Raw genomic sequence first — 17,281 nt, 5'->3', positions numbered from 1 at the left:
ATGGTGACACCCGGCGACGACATGGGAAAGCCGCCGGGCGCAAAGGCGACCCGACGGCCTTTCTCAGAGGTGTGAGAAGCGCGGCGGGTCAGCCGGCTACTCGTACGGCGAGCGCGTCGCCGATCTCGTCGGTGGTGCGGGCGGGCCGGCCCGCGCGCTCCGCGAGGTCGGCGGAGACGGCCTCCTCGATGCGGGTCGCCTCGGACTCGTAGCCGAGGTGACGCAGCAGGAGGGCGACCGACAGGACGGTGGCAGACGGGTCTGCCTTGCCCTGGCCCGCGATGTCGGGCGCCGAGCCGTGCACGGGCTCGAACATCGACGGGAACTCGCCGGACGGGTTGATGTTGCCGGAGGCGGCCACTCCGATACCGCCGGAGATGGCGGCGGCCAGGTCGGTGATGATGTCGCCGAAGAGGTTGTCGGTGACGATCACGTCGAAGCGCTCGGGCTGCGTGACGAGGTAGATCGTCGCCGCGTCCACGTGCATGTACTCGGTGGTGACCTCGGGGAACTCCTCGCCCACCTGGGTGAAGATGTCCGTCCACAGGTGACCGGCGTGCACCAGCACGTTGTTCTTGTGGACGAGGGCCAGCTTCTTGCGGGGGCGGGCCTGCGCGCGGGCGTAGGCGTCGCGCACGACGCGCTCGATACCGAAGGCGGTGTTCAGCGAGACCTCGGTGGCGACCGCGTGCGGGGTGCCGGTGCGGATCGTGCCGCCGTTGCCCGTGTACGGGCCCTCGGTGCCCTCGCGGACCACGACGAAGTCGATCTCGGGCTGGCCCGCGAGCGGCGTGGCGACACCCGGGAGCAGCTTGGAGGGCCGCAGGTTGACGTGGTGGTCGAAGGCGAAGCGGAGCTTGAGCAGGAAGCCTCGCTCCAGGACCCCGGACGGCACCGACGGGTCGCCGATCGCGCCGAGCAGGATCGCGTCGTGCTGCTTGAGCTGCTCCAAGTCGGCGTCGGTGAGGGTCTCACCGGTGGCGTGATAGCGCCGGGCGCCGAAGTCGTACTCCTTGGTCTCCAGCTTCACATCCTGCGGAAGGACGGCGGAGAGGACTCTCAGCCCTTGGGCCACGACCTCCTGGCCGATGCCGTCACCGGGAATCACTGCGAGATTGATGCTGCGAGACATGACGGCACCGTACTCCTTGTCCCATCCAATGACACGGAGCGTCCGGGATACGGACACTCGTCGGCGCCGGTCGCTCGCGGCTCACTGCTCCTGGTGCCGGGCACCCGCGCGCGGTGTGACGTGCGGATGCGGAGCGAACACCTCGAGGTGCGGCGCGGCACATGACGCTGAGCGCCCGGCCGCGCCGCACCTCGTGCGGGTGCGGCTCCCGGCAGGTGGGTGGTCTCCCGGCCCGACCGGGGATCAGCGGTCCTCGGAGTGAGGGCCGCGGCTCAGTGGCCGGTCTCGCCGCCGTTGTCCCGGCGGTCGAGCGCACGCTGAAGCGCGGCGGCGGCCTTCTTGCGGTCGGACTCGCTCGTACGGGAAAGGTGACGGACTCGGCGGCGGGCGGTCGTCTCGGCCATGGGAAATCGACTCCTTCGACATCCGGGAGTGCGGAAAAGGGGTAACGAGACGCCGGAGGGGCGGGGAGCGGTGCCGCAGGGGTTGCCTGCACGGGGCCCGGCTCACGACCGCCATTCGCTTGATCGAGCGAGACGTTCGGCTCCTACAAAGCTAAGCGAGGAGCGCGCGTCTGTCTCCACAATTACTCGGACTTCCTACTATCTGAGACGCCACTCGGGTCACACGCCCCTGACCTGCACGTCTGTCAGCCACCCGGATGCCGGTCCCCTGCCTGGCCCAGCCGCGTCCGACGACGGACGTCAGAGCACGTCGCCGTCCCGCCAGTCGAAGACCGGCTTGTGCTTCGGGTCGAGGGGCCCGCGACCGCGGGGCGCACGAAGGTGCAGCCCTCCTCGCCGCGCAGCCGCACCACGCCGCGGGGGCCGAGGCCGCAAGGGCGACCTGGAGTGAGGTCCGCGGTGTGGACCGTGCGGGATCGGGTGGCCACTGGACCAGGATGACCTTTCGCGCAATGAGAACCGCCCCCGTCCCGAGTTCTTCGCAACCGGGGCGGGGGCGGTGGTCAGGGGCAATCAGCCCATGTGCGGGTAGGTGTAGTCGGTCGGCGGAACCAGCGCCTCCTTGATGGCGCGGGTCAGGGTCCAGCGCAGCAGGTTCTGCGGAGCACCGGCCTTGTCGTTGGTGCCGGAGGCGCGGCCGCCGCCGAAGGGCTGCTGACCGACCACGGCGCCGGTCGACTTGTCGTTGATGTAGAAGTTGCCGGCCGCGTAGCGCAGCTTCTCCATCGTGTACGCAGCCGCGGCGCGGTCGTTGGCGACGACCGAACCCGTCAGCGCGTAGTCGGAGACCGACTCCATCTGGGCGAGCATCTCGTCGTACTTCTCGTCCTCGTAGACGTGCACGGCGAGGACCGGGCCGAAGTACTCGGTGCGGAAGACCTCGTTCTCCGGGTCGGTGCACTCGATGACGGTCGGGCGCACGAAGTAGCCGACCGAGTCGTCGTAGCTGCCGCCCGCGACGATCGTGCAGGTCGGGTCCTCCTTCGCCCGGTCGATGGCGGCCTTGTTCTTGGCGAACGCACGCTCGTCGATCACGGCGCCGATGAAGTTCGACAGGTCGGTGACGTCACCCATGGTCAGGTGGTCGACCTCGGCCGCGAACTCCTCCTTGAAGCCGGAGTTCCAGATGGACGCCGGAACGTACGCGCGGGAGGTCGCCGAGCACTTCTGGCCCTGGTACTCGAAGGAACCGCGGGTCAGCGCCGTCTTCAGGACCGCGCGGTCGGCGCTCGGGTGCGCGACGAGGAAGTCCTTGCCGCCGGTCTCGCCGACCAGACGCGGGTACGAACGGTACTTCTCGATGTTGTTGCCGATCGTCTTCCACAGGTACTGGAAGGTCTTGGTCGAGCCGGTGAAGTGGATGCCCGCCAGGTCCCGGTGCTCGAGCGCGACCTCGGAGACCGCGATGCCGTCGCCGGTGACGAGGTTGATGACGCCCTTGGGCAGGCCCGCCTCCTCCAGCAGCTGCATCAGCAGCACGGCGGCGTGGGTCTGGGTCGGGGACGGCTTCCAGACCACGACGTTGCCCATCAGCGCGGGCGCGGTGGGCAGGTTGCCCGCGATCGCCGAGAAGTTGAACGGCGTGATCGCGTAGACGAAGCCCTCCAGCGGGCGGTGGTCGAGACGGTTCCACACGCCCGGGGAGTTGGCCGGGGGCTGCTCGGCCAGGATCTGGCGGGCGTAGTGGACATTGAAGCGCCAGAAGTCGACCAGCTCGCACGGGCTGTCGATCTCGGCCTGCTGGGCGGTCTTGGACTGGCCGAGCATGGTGGAGGCGGCGATGGTCTCGCGCCAGGGGCCGGCGAGCAGCTCGGCGGCGCGCAGGATGACCGCCGCGCGGTCGTCGAAGGACATCGCGCGCCAGGCGGGCGCGGCGGCCAGAGCCGCGTCGATGGCGTCCTTGGCGTCCTGCTGGGTGGCGTTGCGGAGCGTGCCGAGGACCGCCTTGTGGTTGTGCGGCTGCACGACCTGGAACGGCTCGCCGCCGCCCATCCGCTTCTCGCCGCCGATCGTCATCGGCAGGTCGACCGGGTTCTCGGCCAGCTCCTTGAGCTTGGCCTCCAGCCGGGCGCGCTCGGGAGAGCCGGGGGCGTAGCCGTGCACCGGCTCGTTGACGGGGGTGGGGACCTGGGTCACAGCGTCCATGGGTTCCGTAACTCCTTGACGTGAGCGGGTGTTCGGGCTCAGCCCTTGCTGACCATCGAGCGGACGAAGAAGCGCAGGTTCGCGGGCTTCTCGGCGAGACGGCGCATGAAGTAGCCGTACCAGTCGGTGCCGTACGCGGTGTAGACGCGCATACGGTGGCCCTCGGCGGCCAGGCGCAGGTGCTCCTCGCTGCGGATGCCGTACAGCATCTGGAACTCGTACTCGTCCAGCTTGCGCCCGGCGCGCCGGGCGAGTTCCTGCGCGATGGAGATGATCCGCGGGTCGTGGGAGCCGATCATCGGGTACCCCTCGCCGTCCATCAGCGTCTTCAGGATGCGGACGTACGCCTTGTCGATCTCGTGCTTCTGCTGGTACGCGACCGACGCGGGCTCCTTGTACGCCCCCTTCACGATACGCACCCGGCTGCCGCTCGCGGCGAGGCGGCGGGCGTCCTCCTCGGTGCGGAAGAGGTAGGCCTGGATCACACAGCCGGTCTGCGGGAAGTCCTTCCGCAGCTCCTCGTGGATGGCGAACATCGAGTCGAGGGTGGTGTGATCCTCGGCGTCCAGGGTGACGGTGGTGCCGATCGCCGCGGCGGCCTCCACCACGGGGCGCACGTTGGCCAGGGCCAGCTCGTGACCGCCGGGCAGCGCCTGGCCGAACATGGAGAGCTTGACGGACATCTCGGCCTTCGTACCGAGCTCCAGGTCCCTCAGCCGGTCGATCAGCAGCAGGTAGGCGTCCCGCGCGGCCGTGGCCTGCGCCGGGGACGTGATGTCCTCGCCGACGACGTCCATGGTGAGCTCCAGGCCCCTGCCGGTGAGCTCCTCGATGACGGGGACGATCTGGTCCACGGTCTCGCCGGGGATGAAGCGGTCGACGACCTGCTTGGTCACCGGGGCCGCCGAGATCAGACGGCGCATCCGGTCGCTGCGCGACGCGGCGAGAATCACGGGACCCAGCACGGGGCACCTCCACAGGGGCAACAGGAGGCCGAATCCCGACGACTCGGGTACGGCACAGAGAACCACCGTGAAACCTAAGGATTCCTCCGATCGTCGGCCATCGACAGCTGTCACGCATCCGTGCCCTGGATCTCAGACGTTTGTATGAGGCGGCTTGGAAAATGCGGGAGAATGCCCGTGTGGCGGATGTCTTCAAGGCCGGCCGTGGCGACTACCAGGAGCTCGTCGACGAGATCTCGGCGCTGCTCGGTGCCCCCGCGACCCTGGAGAACCGTGACTTCGAGCTGATCGCCTTCGCCGCGTACGACAGCGACGGCGAGTTCGACGAGGCGTCCCTCGACCCGGTCCGCACCCGCTCGATCCTCACGCGCCGCTCCACGGCTGCCGTGCGCCGGTGGTTCGAGGGCTTCGGCATCGCCCGCGCCACCGGACCGGTCCGCATTCCGCCGAGCCCGGAGGCGGGCGTCTACCGCGGAAGGATCTGTCTGCCGGTACGCCATCGGGGTGTCGTCCTCGGCTATGTGTGGCTGCTCGCCGACGAACCGGGCCCATCGGAGGCGCAGCTGTCGGCGGCGATGGAGGTCGCCGCCCGTATCGGGGGTCTGCTCGCCGACGAGGCGCAGGCGGGCGCGGATCTGACGCGGGAACTGCGGGCGGTGCTCACCGCGGAGCGCGGCTGGCAGCAGGAGGCGGCGGTGGCCGAACTGCGTGCGGCGCTGGGAGCGCGGGCGGAGGGCCTGCACACGCTGGTCTGTGTCGCCCCCTGGCCCTCTGCCGACCCGGACGATGCCCCGTCGGCCCGTACGATCCCGGCCGCGACCGCGCTGTGCACGGTGCCGTGGGGCAACTCGGGCCAGAGCCTGGCCCTGCTGGTGCGGTTGCGCTCGGCCGATGTGCTCACGCCGGCGCTGACGGCCGCGGCCCGGCTGCTGCGGGACGCGCAGGGCGCGGGCGCCGGGCGGGCGGCTGCGGGGGTCGCCGCAGTCCGGCACGGCCTCGGCGAGTTGGGCACCACCTGGCAGGAGGCGTCGGGGGCGGCCCGTGCGGCACTGGCGGAGTCCCGGCTCGGCCCGGTCGCACAGTGGCCGGCCATCGGCCCCTACCGCCTGCTGACCTCGCTCCCGCCCGAGACCGCCCACGACCCTGCGGTACGCGTGCTGCTCGCCCCCGCCCACCGCGAACTCGCCCGCACGGCCGAGGTGTTCCTGGACTGTGCGGGCCAGGCGGGACGCACCGCCGCCGAACTGGGGATCCACCGCCAGACGCTGTACTACCGGCTGTCCCGCGTCGAGCAGCTCACCGGCCTGGATCTGGACGACGGCGAGGACCGCCTGCTGCTGCACATGGCGCTGAAAGGGGCGCGACTCTAGGCGCCTTCGGGCGTGCGGTCCCCGGTGGCCGACTCGACCACCCGGCGCAGGCCCTCGGCGAGCTGATCGCCACTGGTCGCCGTGTCCGGGTCGAAGATCCACTGCACCATGAGCCCCTGGAGGAGGGTCTGGTAGAACCGGCCCTCGGTGTCGACGGTCTCCTTGCCGAACTCCGCCTCGGGCAGGTCGTGGAACAGGGGCAGCAGTCCTGAGCGGCCTTCCTCCTGCGCCTCGGCCAGCAGTTTGCGCACCTCCGGCAGCCGGTCGCCCTGGAGGATGAGCTCCAGGCTCAGCAGCAGGACGGCCCGCGACTCGGGCAGCGACCGGATGATGTTGCTCCACACCTCCTGGAAGCGCTCCAGCGAACCCGGCGGCGTCCTCGTCTCGCCGCCTGCGCCCCAGCCGGGGTCGAAACGGTCGCCCATCCCCTCGACCAGCGAGACGTACGCCTTCACCAGCAGCGCGTCCTTGGAGCCGTAGTGGTAGCCGATGGACGCCAGGTTGGTCCCCGACTCCTTGACGATGTCGCGCGCCGTGGTGCGCATGAAGCCCTTCTCCAGCAGGCAGCGCTTGGCGCCCTCGAGCAGATCCTCACGGTGTCCCATGCGGTCACCCTACTCCGATTCAGACAACCGTCCTAGACGAGCGATTTATACGCTCGTACTAGACAAGCGTTTAAGACGTCCGTACAGTCCTCGGCATGACGAACTCGACGAGCACGAGCAACAACCTCGCCGCCCCGAGCACCCCGGCCCGGGCCGGCCGCCGCGAATGGACCGCGCTCGGCGTCCTGATGCTTCCGCTGCTACTGGTCTCGATGGACGTCTCCGTCCTCTACTTCGCGATCCCGGCGATCACCGCGGACCTGGAGCCGAGCAGCACGCAGCAGCTGTGGATCTTCGACATCTACGCCTTCGTCCTCGCCGGACTGCTGATGACGATGGGGTCCCTGGGCGACCGCATCGGACGGCGTCGGCTGCTGCTGCTCGGCGCGGCGGCCTTCGGCACCGCCTCACTGGTGGCGGCGTACGCGAACAGCGCCGAGACCCTGATCGCGGCCCGCGCGGTCCTCGGCATCGGCGGCGCCACCCTGATGCCGTCGACGATGGCGCTGATCCGCACAATGTTCACCGACCCCGGTCAGCGTGCCAAGGCGATCGGCCTGTGGTCCGGCGTGATGACGGCCGGTATCGCGCTCGGCTCGGTGATGAGCGGAGTGCTCGTCCAGTACTTCTGGTGGGGTTCCGTCTTCCTGGTCAACCTGCCCGCGATGGCCCTGCTCCTGGTCCTCGGCCCCGTCCTGCTCCCCGAGTCGAAGGACCCCCGGCCCGGCCGCTTCGACCTGCTCGGTGTGCCGCTTTCGATGGCCGCGGTGCTGCCCTTGATCTACGGCCTCAAAGAGATCCCGGCCAACGGATGGCACGTCCAGTACGTGCTGTCGCTGACGGTGGGCCTGCTGTTCGCGGCGCTGTTCGTGCACCGCCAGCGCACGGCGGCGTCCCCGCTCGTCCCTCCGGCCCTCTTCCGCTCGCGCGGCTTCGCTCCCGCCCTCGCCCTCAACCTGATCTCGTCCTTCGCCATGCTGGGCTCGGCGTACTTCACCACTCAGTACCTGCAGTCGGTCCTGGGCAAGAGCGCCCTGGAGGCCGCGCTGTGGGCATTGCTCCCCTCCGTGCTGATCGGCTTCGCGGCCCCCGTGACCACCCAGCTGGTGCAGAAGGGCGTGGACCAGGCCCATGTCGTCACGGCCGGATTCGCCGCCGCAGCCTGCGGCTACGGGATGCTGGCACTCGCCGGCACCGACTCGATGTGGCTGGTGCTGGCCGGGGCGGGCGTGCTGGCCGCCGGAATCGTCACCGTGATCTCGCAGATGATGGACCTGGCCATGGGCGCCGCGCCGGCGGAGCGGGCGGGCACGGCGTCCTCCCTGATGGAGACGGGCGCCGAGTTCGGCGGTGCACTGGGCATGGCGGTCCTCGGCTCCATCGGTACCGCGGTCTACCGCCACCGCATCCCGGCTTCGGCCCCCTCACCCGCCCACGAGACGCTGGGCGGAGCGCTCGCGGCGGCCCACTCGATGCCGGGCCGGGCGGGAGCCGAACTGCTGGGCACGGCGCGTGAGGCGTTCACCAGCGGTATGCAGTCGGCGGCGATCACCGGAGCCGTCCTGCTGCTGGCCGCGGCCGCACTGGCCACGGCGACCCTGCGGGGCATCCGGGTGCGGGACGCCCAGGAGTAGACGACGGACGACACGACGGGGCCCGGGCCACCTCAGGTGGCCCGGGCCCCGTCACTGATCGCGTGGGCGTCAGACGAGGTTCACCGAGCGCGCCGACGTGGCGCCGATCTCTTCCGCGACCTCCGTCAGCACGCTCTGCGGAACCGTGGTGTCGACCGTGAGAACCGCCAGTGCCTCGCCGCCGGCGATGTCACGAGCCACCTGCATGCCGGCGATGTTGATACCCGCCTCGCCGAGGATGCGGCCCAGGGTCCCGACTACGCCGGGGCGGTCGGAGTAGCGGAGCACGACCATGTGGTCCGCGAGCGCCAGGTCCACGTCGTAGTCGCCCACCGCCACGATCTTCTGGTGGTTCTTCGGGCCGGTCAGCGTGCCGGACACCGCGACCTCCTCGCCGTCGGCGAGCGTGCCGCGCACAGTCACCACATTGCGGTGGTCGGTGGCCTCCGAGCTGGTGGTCAGGCGCACCTCGACACCGCGCTCCTGGGCGAACAGCGGCGCGTTGACGTACGAGACCGTCTCGGCCACCACGTCCTCGAACACACCCTTGATCGCGGACAGTTCGAGCACCTTCACATCGTGCTGGGTGATCTCGCCGTAGACCTCGATGTCGAGCCGGACGGCCACCTCGCCCGCGAGCGCGGTGAAGATACGGCCGAGCTTCTCGGCGAGCGGCAGACCCGGCTTGACGTCCTCGGCGATGACACCGCCCTGCACGTTCACCGCGTCGGGCACCAGCTCGCCGGCGAGCGCGAGGCGCACCGACTTGGCGACCGCGATACCGGCCTTCTCCTGCGCCTCGTCGGTGGACGCCCCAAGGTGCGGGGTGCAGACGACCTGGTCGAGCTCGAACAGCGGCGAGTCCGTGCACGGCTCCTTCGCGTACACGTCGAGGCCCGCGCCGGCGACCCGGCCCTCCTTCAGCGCCGAGTACAGCGCCTCCTCGTCCACGATCCCGCCGCGGGCGGCGTTGACGATACGGACCGACGGCTTGACCTTGTGCAGCGCCTCGTCGCCGATCAGACCGAGGGTCTCGGGGGTCTTCGGCAGGTGGACGGTGATGAAGTCGGAGACCTCGAGCAGCTCGTCCAGGGACAGCACCTTGACGCCCATCTGCGCGGCCCGGGCCGGCTGGACGTAGGGGTCGTAGGCGACGACCTTCATGCCGAACGCCGACATGCGTTGCGCGACGAGCGCGCCGATCCGGCCGAGGCCGACCACGCCCAGCGTCTTCTCGGCCAACTCGACGCCCGTGTACTTGCTGCGCTTCCACTCGGCGTTCTTCAGCGCGGCGTTGGCCTGCGGGATGTTGCGGGCGCTGGAGAGGATCAGACCGCAGGCGAGTTCCGCGGCGGTCACGATGTTCGAGGTGGGGGCGTTGACGACCATCACGCCGGCCTTGGTGGCGGCGGAGACGTCCACGTTGTCGAGGCCGACGCCGGCTCGTGCGACGACCTTCAGCTTGCCGGCGGCGGCGATGGCCTCGGCGTCGACCTTCGTCGCGGAGCGGATCAGGATGGCGTCGACGTCGGCGATCGCCGGCAGCAACTCGGCGCGGTCCGCCCCGTTGCAGTGACGGATCTCGAAGTCAGGGCCGAGGGCATCGACGGTCGCGGGCGACAGCTCTTCAGCGATGAGTACCGTGGCTTTTCGACTGGGGTACGAGCTCACGTGAGTCCTCACAAGTCCAATGCGGACGGCCGTCCCGACGGCCGCAGGCGGTGGAGGGGTGCTAGCCGCGTGGAAGACGCACGACGCTGTGGGCCTGAACGCGATTGTTGTGCAGCAGTCTAGTGGCGCTGCGTGTGACATATTGCGCCGCTGCGGAAGGATCACTCGTCCGTGGCTGGACGGGCTGGACAACGTCTGGTTCCAGAGATTACCCCTGGTTCGCCGAAGGGGCCGGAGCGAACGGCTCCGGCCCCTCGGGCATGAGGCTCAGGCCTCCTCGTCGACCCAGCTCATCAGCTTGCGCAGCTGCTTGCCGGTGGTCTCCAGCAGGTGCTCGGAGTCCTGCCGCTTGTACTCGTTGTACTTCTTCAGACCGCCGTGGTACTCGTCCATCCAGTTCTGGGCGAACGAGCCGTCCTGGATCTCCGCGAGGACCTTCTTCATCTCGGCCTTGGTCGCGTCGGTGATGATGCGCGGACCGGTGACGTAGTCGCCCCACTCGGCGGTCTCGGAGATCGACCAGCGCATCTTCTCCAGGCCGCCCTCGTACATGAGGTCGACGATCAGCTTCAGCTCGTGCAGGCACTCGAAGTACGCGATCTCCGGCTGGTAGCCCGCCTCGGTCAGCGTCTCGAAGCCCGCCTTGACCAGCGCCGTGGTGCCACCACACAGGACGGCCTGCTCACCGAACAGGTCGGTCTCGGTCTCCTCGGTGAAGGTCGTCTTGATGACGCCGGCACGGGTGCCGCCGATGCCCTTGGCGTAGGACAGGGCAAGCGCGAAGGCGTTGCCCGAGGCGTCCTGCTCGACGGCGACGATGCAGGGCACGCCACGGCCCTCCTCGTACTGGCGGCGCACCAGGTGGCCCGGGCCCTTCGGGGCGACCATGCACACGTCCACACCGGCCGGGGGCTTGATGAAGCCGAAGCGGATGTTGAAGCCGTGGCCGAAGAACAGCGCGTCGCCGTCCTTCAGGTTCGGGGCGATGGACTCCTCGTAGACCTGGGCCTGGATCGGGTCCGGCACCAGGATCATGATGACGTCGGCCTCCGCGACGGCCTCCGACGGGGTCACCACGCGCAGGCCCTGCTCCTCGGCCTTCTCCTTGGACTTGGAGCCCTCGTGCAGACCGACGCGCACGTCGACGCCCGAGTCACGCAGCGACAGCGCGTGGGCGTGGCCCTGGCTGCCGTAGCCGATGACCGCGACCTTGCGGCCCTGGATGATGGACAGGTCGGCGTCAGCGTCGTAGAACAGCTCGGCCACTTTGGGTTCTCTCCTTGGTGTGCAGGTGTTGCGTCCACCGTATGCCGGTGGGGGGAAGTGACGTTTCGGGGTCTCGGAATACGGGCGGGCGGCGGGTCGCCGGCCCGCCCGTATCCGGTCGTACGGGAATCCTCCGCGACCGCTAGGCCGACCGGTCGAGGGCGCGCAGGGAACGGTCCGTGATCGAGCGCGCGCCGCGGCCGATCGCGATCGTGCCGGACTGGACCAGCTCCTTGATGCCGTACGGCTCCAGCATCTTGAGCATGGCGGACAGCTTGTCGCTGCTGCCGGTGGCCTCGATGGTGACGGCCTCCGGGGAGACGTCCACAGTCTTGGCGCGGAACAGCTGGACGATCTCGACGATCTGGGAGCGCGTCTCGTTGTCGGCGCGCACCTTCACCAGAACGAGTTCACGCTGGACGGCCTGCGCCGGCTCCAGTTCAACGATCTTCAGGACGTTGACGAGCTTGTTGAGCTGCTTGGTGACCTGCTCGAGCGGCAGGTCCTCGACGTTCACCACGATGGTGATCCGGGAGATGTCGGGGTGCTCGGTCACGCCGACCGCGAGCGAGTCGATGTTGAAGCCGCGACGGGAGAACAGGGCGGCGATCCGGGCGAGGATGCCGGGCGTGTTCTCGACCAGGACCGAGAGGGTGTGCTTGGACATGGTTCTCACTCAGCTCTCTCAGTCGTCCGCGTTGTCGCCGAAGTCGGGACGGACGTCCCGCGCGGCCATGATCTCGTCGTTGGAGGTGCCGGCCGCGACCATCGGCCAGACCATCGCGTCCTCGTGGACGATGAAGTCGACGACGACCGGACGGTCGTTGACGGAGTTCGCCTCTTCGATGACCTTGTCGAGGTCCGCCGGGGACTCGCAGCGGATCGCGTAGCATCCCATGGCCTCCGACAGCTTCACGAAGTCGGGGACGCGGGTGCCCGCGCTCGGCTGCTTGGCGGGGCCCTCGGCGGAGCTGCCGTTCAGCCCGGCCGGGCCCGAGTGCAGCACCGTGTTGGAGTACCGCTGGTTGTAGAAGAGGGTCTGCCACTGGCGGACCATCCCGAGGGCGCCGTTGTTGATGATGGCGACCTTGATCGGGATGTTGTTCAGGGCGCAGGTGGTCAGCTCCTGGTTGGTCATCTGGAAGCAGCCGTCGCCGTCGATCGCCCAGACCGCGCGGTCCGGGGCGCCGGCCTTCGCCCCCATCGCGGCCGGCACCGCGTAGCCCATCGTTCCGGCGCCGCCGGAGTTCAGCCAGGTGGCGGGCTTCTCGTACTGGATGAAGTGCGCGGCCCACATCTGGTGCTGGCCGACGCCCGCCGCGAAGATCGTCCCCTCGGGCGCGAGCTGTCCGATGCGCTCGATGACCTGCTGCGGGGACAGCGAGCCGTCCTCGGGCAGGTCGTAGCCGAGCGGATACGTGCGGCGCCAGCGGTCCAGGTCGGTCCACCAGGCGGTGAAGTCGCCCTTGTGGCCTTCACTGTGCTCCCGCTGCACGGCCTGGATCAGGTCCGCGATGACCTCGCGGGCGTCACCAACGATCGGCACGTCCGCGGCACGGTTCTTGCCGATCTCAGCGGGGTCGATATCGGCGTGGACGATCTTGGCGTGCGGGGCGAAGCTGTCCAGCTTGCCGGTGACGCGGTCGTCGAAACGGGCTCCGAGGGCGACGATCAGGTCGGCCTTCTGCAGCGCGGTGACGGCGGTGACCGCACCGTGCATGCCCGGCATCCCCACGTGCAGCGGGTGGCTGTCGGGGAATGCGCCGAGCGCCATCAGGGTGGTGGTGACGGGCGCTCCGGTGAGCTCGGCGAGGACCTTCAGCTCGGCGGTGGCCCCGGCTTTGAGGACGCCGCCGCCGACGTAGAGGACGGGCCGCTTGGCGGAGGTGATCAGCTTGGCGGCCTCGCGGATCTGCTTGGCGTGCGGCTTGGTGACCGGGCGGTAGCCGGGCAGGTCCATGACGGGCGGCCAGCTGAAGGTCGTCTGCGCCTGCAGGGCGTCCTTGGCGATGTCGACCAGGACCGGTCCCGGGCGGCCGGTGGAGGCGATGTGGAAGGCCTCCGCGATGGTCCGGGGGATCTCCTCGGCCTTGGTCACCAGGAAGTTGTGCTTGGTGATCGGCATCGTGATGCCGACGATGTCGGCCTCCTGGAACGCGTCCGTGCCGATCGCCTTGGAGGCGACCTGCCCGGTGATCGCGACCAGCGGCACCGAGTCCATGTGGGCGTCCGCGATCGGGGTGACCAGGTTGGTGGCGCCGGGTCCCGAGGTCGCCATGCAGACGCCGACCCTGCCGGTGGCCTGCGCGTAACCGGTGGCCGCGTGGCCCGCGCCCTGCTCGTGCCGCACCAGCACGTGCCGCACCCGCTTGGAGTCCATCAGCGGGTCGTACGCCGGAAGGATCGCACCGCCGGGAATGCCGAATACCGTCTCGGCGCCGACCTCCTCGAGCGAGCGGATGAGGGACTGCGCACCCGTGACGTGCTCGGGGGCAGACGGATGGCCTCCGGATCGGGGCCGGGGCTGCGGGTGATGGGCCCCGGTGGCCTGCTCGGTCATCGGCATTCTCTTCTCGATGCTGAGGGTTTTTGCGAGGTTTGGGCGTTGTTCGACTGGTGCGTGTGCAACAAAAAACCCCTCGTGCCGTTGGGCAAGCGAGGGGAGCGCGCCGGGTGTGGTCGCTGGGTGTTCCGGTTCATTTCCGGTGGGTCCCAGCTCAGCCGACGCGCTGTCCAAGTACGAGAATTCGGGAGCGCATGGCACTGACCCTCCCCCCGGCACACCGTCACTGTCAAGCGGGTGGGACAGGAGTCTCATTATGTGAGCGTAGGCCCGTCCCGCCTCCGAAAACGGCAGGCACACCACTGGTGTACACCTCGGGTGCCCCTCCGGCGAAGGCCGGCTCCGCGGGGCCGTGCGGAACCGGGTAGTGGCCGGAAGTCAGCGCCCGGCGCAGCCGGTACTCGTCCAGCGGTCCGGAGAATGCCATGCCCTGACCGTGTGTGCAGCCCATCGCGCGCAGCGCGACGACTTGCTCGGGCAGGTCCACGCCGTCGGCGATCGACTGCAGGCCCAGGTCGGTGGCGATGCGCAGCAGCCCGCTGGTGATCTTGTGCAGCCGCGCGGACTCGACGACCCCCTCTACCAGGCTGCGGTCGAGTTTCAGTACGTCCACGGGGAGCCTGCGCAGCGCCGTGATGGCCGCGTAGCCGTTGCCGAAGCCGTCCAGGGCGATACGGACGCCGATTCTTCGCAGCGCGCCGAGTCTGCGTTCCAGCTCGTCCAGGCAGACCCGGGGGTCGGGGTCGGACAGCTCGATCACCAGGGCGCCCGAGGCCAGTCCGTGCCGGGTGAGCAGGGCCTCGACGGAGCCGAGTGGCAGCGAGCGGTCGAGGAGCCGGCGGGCGTTCACCCGGACGGCTACGGGCACCGCCAGGCCCGCCGCGGTGCGCTCGGCGGCCTGCTCGACGGCCTCCTCCAGCACCCAGCGGCCCAGCTCGGCGGTCTTGTCGCTGTCCTCGGGGACCCGCAGGAACTCCATCGGGGTGAAGAGCACGCCCTGGGAGGAGCGCCAGCGCGCCTGGGCACTGACCGTCGCGATTCGGCCATGCTCGAGCGACACCACCGGCTGGTGCAGCAGAGTGAACTCGCCGCCGTGCAGCGCGGCCCGCAGCCGGGTGGCCAGCTCGGCCTTGCGTACGACGTCCTGCTGCATCTGGGGCGCGTAGAGCTGCACACGGCCCTTGCCCGCGGCCTTGGCCCGATACATGGCGAGGTCGGCGTTGCGCAGCAGCTCGCCCGCGCCGAGGCCTGGTTCAGCGAAGGCCACACCGATGGACGCGGCCACCCGGACATCGTTGCCGTCGATGTCGTACGGCTGCGAGAGGGTGACCCGGAGCCGGTCGGCGAGCTCGACGATGTGGCGTTCGCGCGCGGCGCGGTCCCGGCTGCCGTCGCCGACGATCAGGGCTGCGAACTCGTCGCCACCCAGCCGGGCGGCGGTGTCGCCCTGCCGTACCGCGTCCTGGAGCCTGCGGGCGGCCTGGACGAGCAGCTCGTCCCCGGCCTGGTGCCCGATCGTGTCGTTGACGGCCTTGAAACCGTCGAGGTCGATGAAGAGAACCGCCGTATTGCGGAGGGCGGGGCCGCGGTCGGATGCGCGGCGGCCGGACAGTGCCTGCTGGACGCGCTTGGTGAACAGGGCGCGGTTGGGCAGGTCGGTGAGCGGGTCGTGCTCGGCGTTGTGCTGCAGCTGCGCCTGGAGGCGGACTCGCTCGGTCACGTCCCGGCTGTTGAAGATCAGTCCGCCCTCGTGGCGGTTGACGGTGGACTCGACGTTGAGCCAGCCGCCGGTGCCGGACCTGAAGCGGCACTCGATGCGGGTGGTGGGCTCCTCGATGTGGCTGGCGGCGAGGAAGCGGCGCACTTCGTGCACCACGCAGCCCAGGTCCTCGGGGTGGATGAGGGCGGCGAGCTCGGTGCCGACTAGGTCGTCGGCGGACCGGCCGTAGACGCCGGCCGCGGCCGGGGAGACATACCTGAGGATGCCGCTGGGCGCGGCGATCATGATGACGTCGCTGGAGCCCTGCACCAGGGAGCGGAAGTGGTTCTCCTTCTGCGCGAGTTCCTGGGCGAGGGTGATGTTGTCCAGCAGCATGATGCCCTGGCGGACGACGAGCGCGAGGACGACGGCGCCCGCGGTGACGAGCACCACGCGGTCGACCCGGTGGCCGTTGAGGATGTTGTAGAGGATCCCCAGCGTGCAGACGGCGGCGGCCAGGTACGGCATGAGCGCGGCCAGTGATCCGGAGATCGGGCGCGTGGCCGGGTAGCGGTCGGGGTCCTGCGGAGGCCCGGCCGGGTGCCCGCCGGGCCCGGGGTCCTGCGGAGGCCCGGCCGGGTGCCCGCCGGACCCGGGGTCCTGCGGGAGTCCGGGGCGGTGCTCCTCGGTTACCCCGTACGTGTACTCCGCCCGGCGGGGCGTTCTCGCCTGTTCCGGCTGCCGCTGCTGCGGTACGTGCTCGTGCGCGTCGCGCGCGTGGCCGTCTTCCTCGGGCTGTCCGGGCCGGGCACCGACCCAGGGCGCGTACGCGAGCAGCAGCGAGCCGGAGAACCAGCCCGCGTCCAGCAGCTGGCCGGAGTGGTAGCTGTTGTGCAGCAGCGGTGAGGTGAACAGCGCGTCGCACATCACGGTCAGCGCGAGTGCGCCGATGGCGGTGTTGACCGCGGAGCGGTTGACCGCCGACCGCCGGAGGTGGAGGGCGACCACCATGCTGATCAGGGCGATGTCCAGCAGCGGGTAGGCGAGCGACAGCGCCGTGTGCGCGACGCTCGGCCCGTCGAACTTCGCCGCCTGGGCGAGCGCGAGGCTCCAGGCCAGTGTGAGCAGCGAGCCGCCGATGAGCCACGCGTCGAGCGCGAGGCATACCCAACCCGCCTTGGTGACGGGCCTTTTGGCGAGCACGAGCAGTCCTACGATGGCGGGCGGAGCGAAGCAGAGGAAGAACAGGTCGGCGCAGCTCGGCGAGGGGACGGGACGGCCGAGGACGACTTCGTACCAGCCCCATACCCCGTTGCCGAGCGCCGCCATGAGGGAGGAGAGGGCGAACAGCAGCCAAGCGGGGCGGAATCTGCTGCGGCTGCGGCGGGCGTAGAGGAGGCAGGAGACCGACGCGCCGCCGGCCGCGGCGCTCAGCCCGAAGTCGCCCATGAACAGTGCGACGCTCCGGGAGCCCCAGCCGACCATGGCACCGACGGCGTATCCCGCGCAGACCAGGGCCAGGACGAGTTGCGGAACCACGCGCGTCCGGCCTTCGGACACCGGACGGCGGGCCAGCAGTGCTCCGGGGGAGCTCACCGGGTCCTCCAGGTCCGGGGCGCCGCCGGATCCCGCTGTGCCCGGTGCGTTGGATGGGAGTGCCTTTTGCGGCCGCCGTGCCTGCGCGGGTGGTGATGACCTCCGTGACCCCGTCTGCGCGTCGTCGCTCGCCAGGGTCGCCGCCCGCGGCCCCGCCGCGTCGGATCGTTC

12 protein-coding genes are annotated in these 17,281 nt (G+C 70.0%); 2 read left to right on the top strand and 10 right to left on the bottom strand.

What is annotated here, in order from left to right:
* Nucleotides 1-88: 88 nt before the first annotated feature.
* The 4 genes from ACWDA7_RS24235 to ACWDA7_RS24220 all read right to left on the bottom strand — a co-directional run bounded on the left by ACWDA7_RS24235 (nucleotide 89) and on the right by ACWDA7_RS24220 (nucleotide 4,706).
* Nucleotides 89-1,132 carry a 3-isopropylmalate dehydrogenase gene (locus tag ACWDA7_RS24235; RefSeq protein WP_450606301.1) on the bottom strand — a complete coding sequence of 348 codons (1,044 nt, stop codon included), beginning with the start codon at nucleotides 1,130-1,132 and terminating at the stop codon, nucleotides 89-91.
* Between the two features lie 272 nt (nucleotides 1,133-1,404).
* On the bottom strand, nucleotides 1,405-1,536 hold the full coding sequence (locus tag ACWDA7_RS24230; protein WP_359394943.1) for a hypothetical protein: 132 nt from the start codon (nucleotides 1,534-1,536) through the stop codon (nucleotides 1,405-1,407).
* A 573-nt stretch (nucleotides 1,537-2,109) separates the two neighbouring features.
* Nucleotides 2,110-3,741, bottom strand: coding sequence for an L-glutamate gamma-semialdehyde dehydrogenase (gene pruA / locus ACWDA7_RS24225; protein WP_450606300.1), 1,632 nt, complete (start codon nucleotides 3,739-3,741; stop codon nucleotides 2,110-2,112).
* A gap of 38 nt (nucleotides 3,742-3,779) precedes the next feature.
* Nucleotides 3,780-4,706 carry a proline dehydrogenase family protein gene (locus ACWDA7_RS24220; RefSeq protein WP_450606299.1) on the bottom strand — a complete coding sequence of 309 codons (927 nt, stop codon included), beginning with the start codon at nucleotides 4,704-4,706 and terminating at the stop codon, nucleotides 3,780-3,782.
* Between the two features lie 161 nt (nucleotides 4,707-4,867).
* On the opposite strand from ACWDA7_RS24220, the gene ACWDA7_RS24215 reads away from it, so the two are divergent.
* A complete protein-coding gene (locus ACWDA7_RS24215; RefSeq protein ID WP_450606298.1) occupies nucleotides 4,868-6,076 on the top strand; it encodes a PucR family transcriptional regulator in 1,209 nt (402 codons plus the stop codon).
* Here ACWDA7_RS24215 and ACWDA7_RS24210 read toward each other — a convergent pair.
* Complete coding sequence (locus ACWDA7_RS24210; RefSeq protein WP_359394955.1) at nucleotides 6,073-6,681, bottom strand: TetR/AcrR family transcriptional regulator; 609 nt, start codon at nucleotides 6,679-6,681, stop codon at nucleotides 6,073-6,075. The genes ACWDA7_RS24215 and ACWDA7_RS24210 overlap by 4 nt on opposite strands.
* A gap of 95 nt (nucleotides 6,682-6,776) precedes the next feature.
* Here ACWDA7_RS24210 and ACWDA7_RS24205 point away from each other — a divergent pair, with 95 nt between their 5' ends.
* Complete coding sequence (locus ACWDA7_RS24205; protein WP_450606297.1) at nucleotides 6,777-8,315, top strand: MFS transporter; 1,539 nt, start codon at nucleotides 6,777-6,779, stop codon at nucleotides 8,313-8,315.
* Between the two features lie 69 nt (nucleotides 8,316-8,384).
* On the opposite strand, the gene serA is transcribed toward ACWDA7_RS24205, so the two are convergent.
* The 5 genes from serA to ACWDA7_RS24180 all read right to left on the bottom strand — a co-directional run bounded on the left by serA (nucleotide 8,385) and on the right by ACWDA7_RS24180 (nucleotide 17,110).
* A complete protein-coding gene (gene serA / locus ACWDA7_RS24200) occupies nucleotides 8,385-9,986 on the bottom strand; it encodes a phosphoglycerate dehydrogenase (protein ID WP_450606296.1) in 1,602 nt (533 codons plus the stop codon).
* A gap of 267 nt (nucleotides 9,987-10,253) precedes the next feature.
* A complete protein-coding gene (gene ilvC, locus ACWDA7_RS24195; protein ID WP_450606295.1) occupies nucleotides 10,254-11,252 on the bottom strand; it encodes a ketol-acid reductoisomerase in 999 nt (332 codons plus the stop codon).
* 142 nt (nucleotides 11,253-11,394) lie between these two features.
* On the bottom strand, nucleotides 11,395-11,919 hold the full coding sequence (gene ilvN, locus ACWDA7_RS24190) for an acetolactate synthase small subunit (protein ID WP_059128941.1): 525 nt from the start codon (nucleotides 11,917-11,919) through the stop codon (nucleotides 11,395-11,397).
* A gap of 18 nt (nucleotides 11,920-11,937) precedes the next feature.
* Complete coding sequence (locus ACWDA7_RS24185) at nucleotides 11,938-13,818, bottom strand: acetolactate synthase large subunit (RefSeq protein WP_450606294.1); 1,881 nt, start codon at nucleotides 13,816-13,818, stop codon at nucleotides 11,938-11,940.
* Between the two features lie 226 nt (nucleotides 13,819-14,044).
* Nucleotides 14,045-17,110 carry a putative bifunctional diguanylate cyclase/phosphodiesterase gene (locus ACWDA7_RS24180; RefSeq protein WP_450606293.1) on the bottom strand — a complete coding sequence of 1,022 codons (3,066 nt, stop codon included), beginning with the start codon at nucleotides 17,108-17,110 and terminating at the stop codon, nucleotides 14,045-14,047.
* Nucleotides 17,111-17,281 lie beyond the last annotated feature (171 nt).

This window comes from Streptomyces sp. NPDC001156 (assembly GCF_053598275.1).
This window is presented reverse-complemented; position numbering and strand designations above follow the sequence as displayed.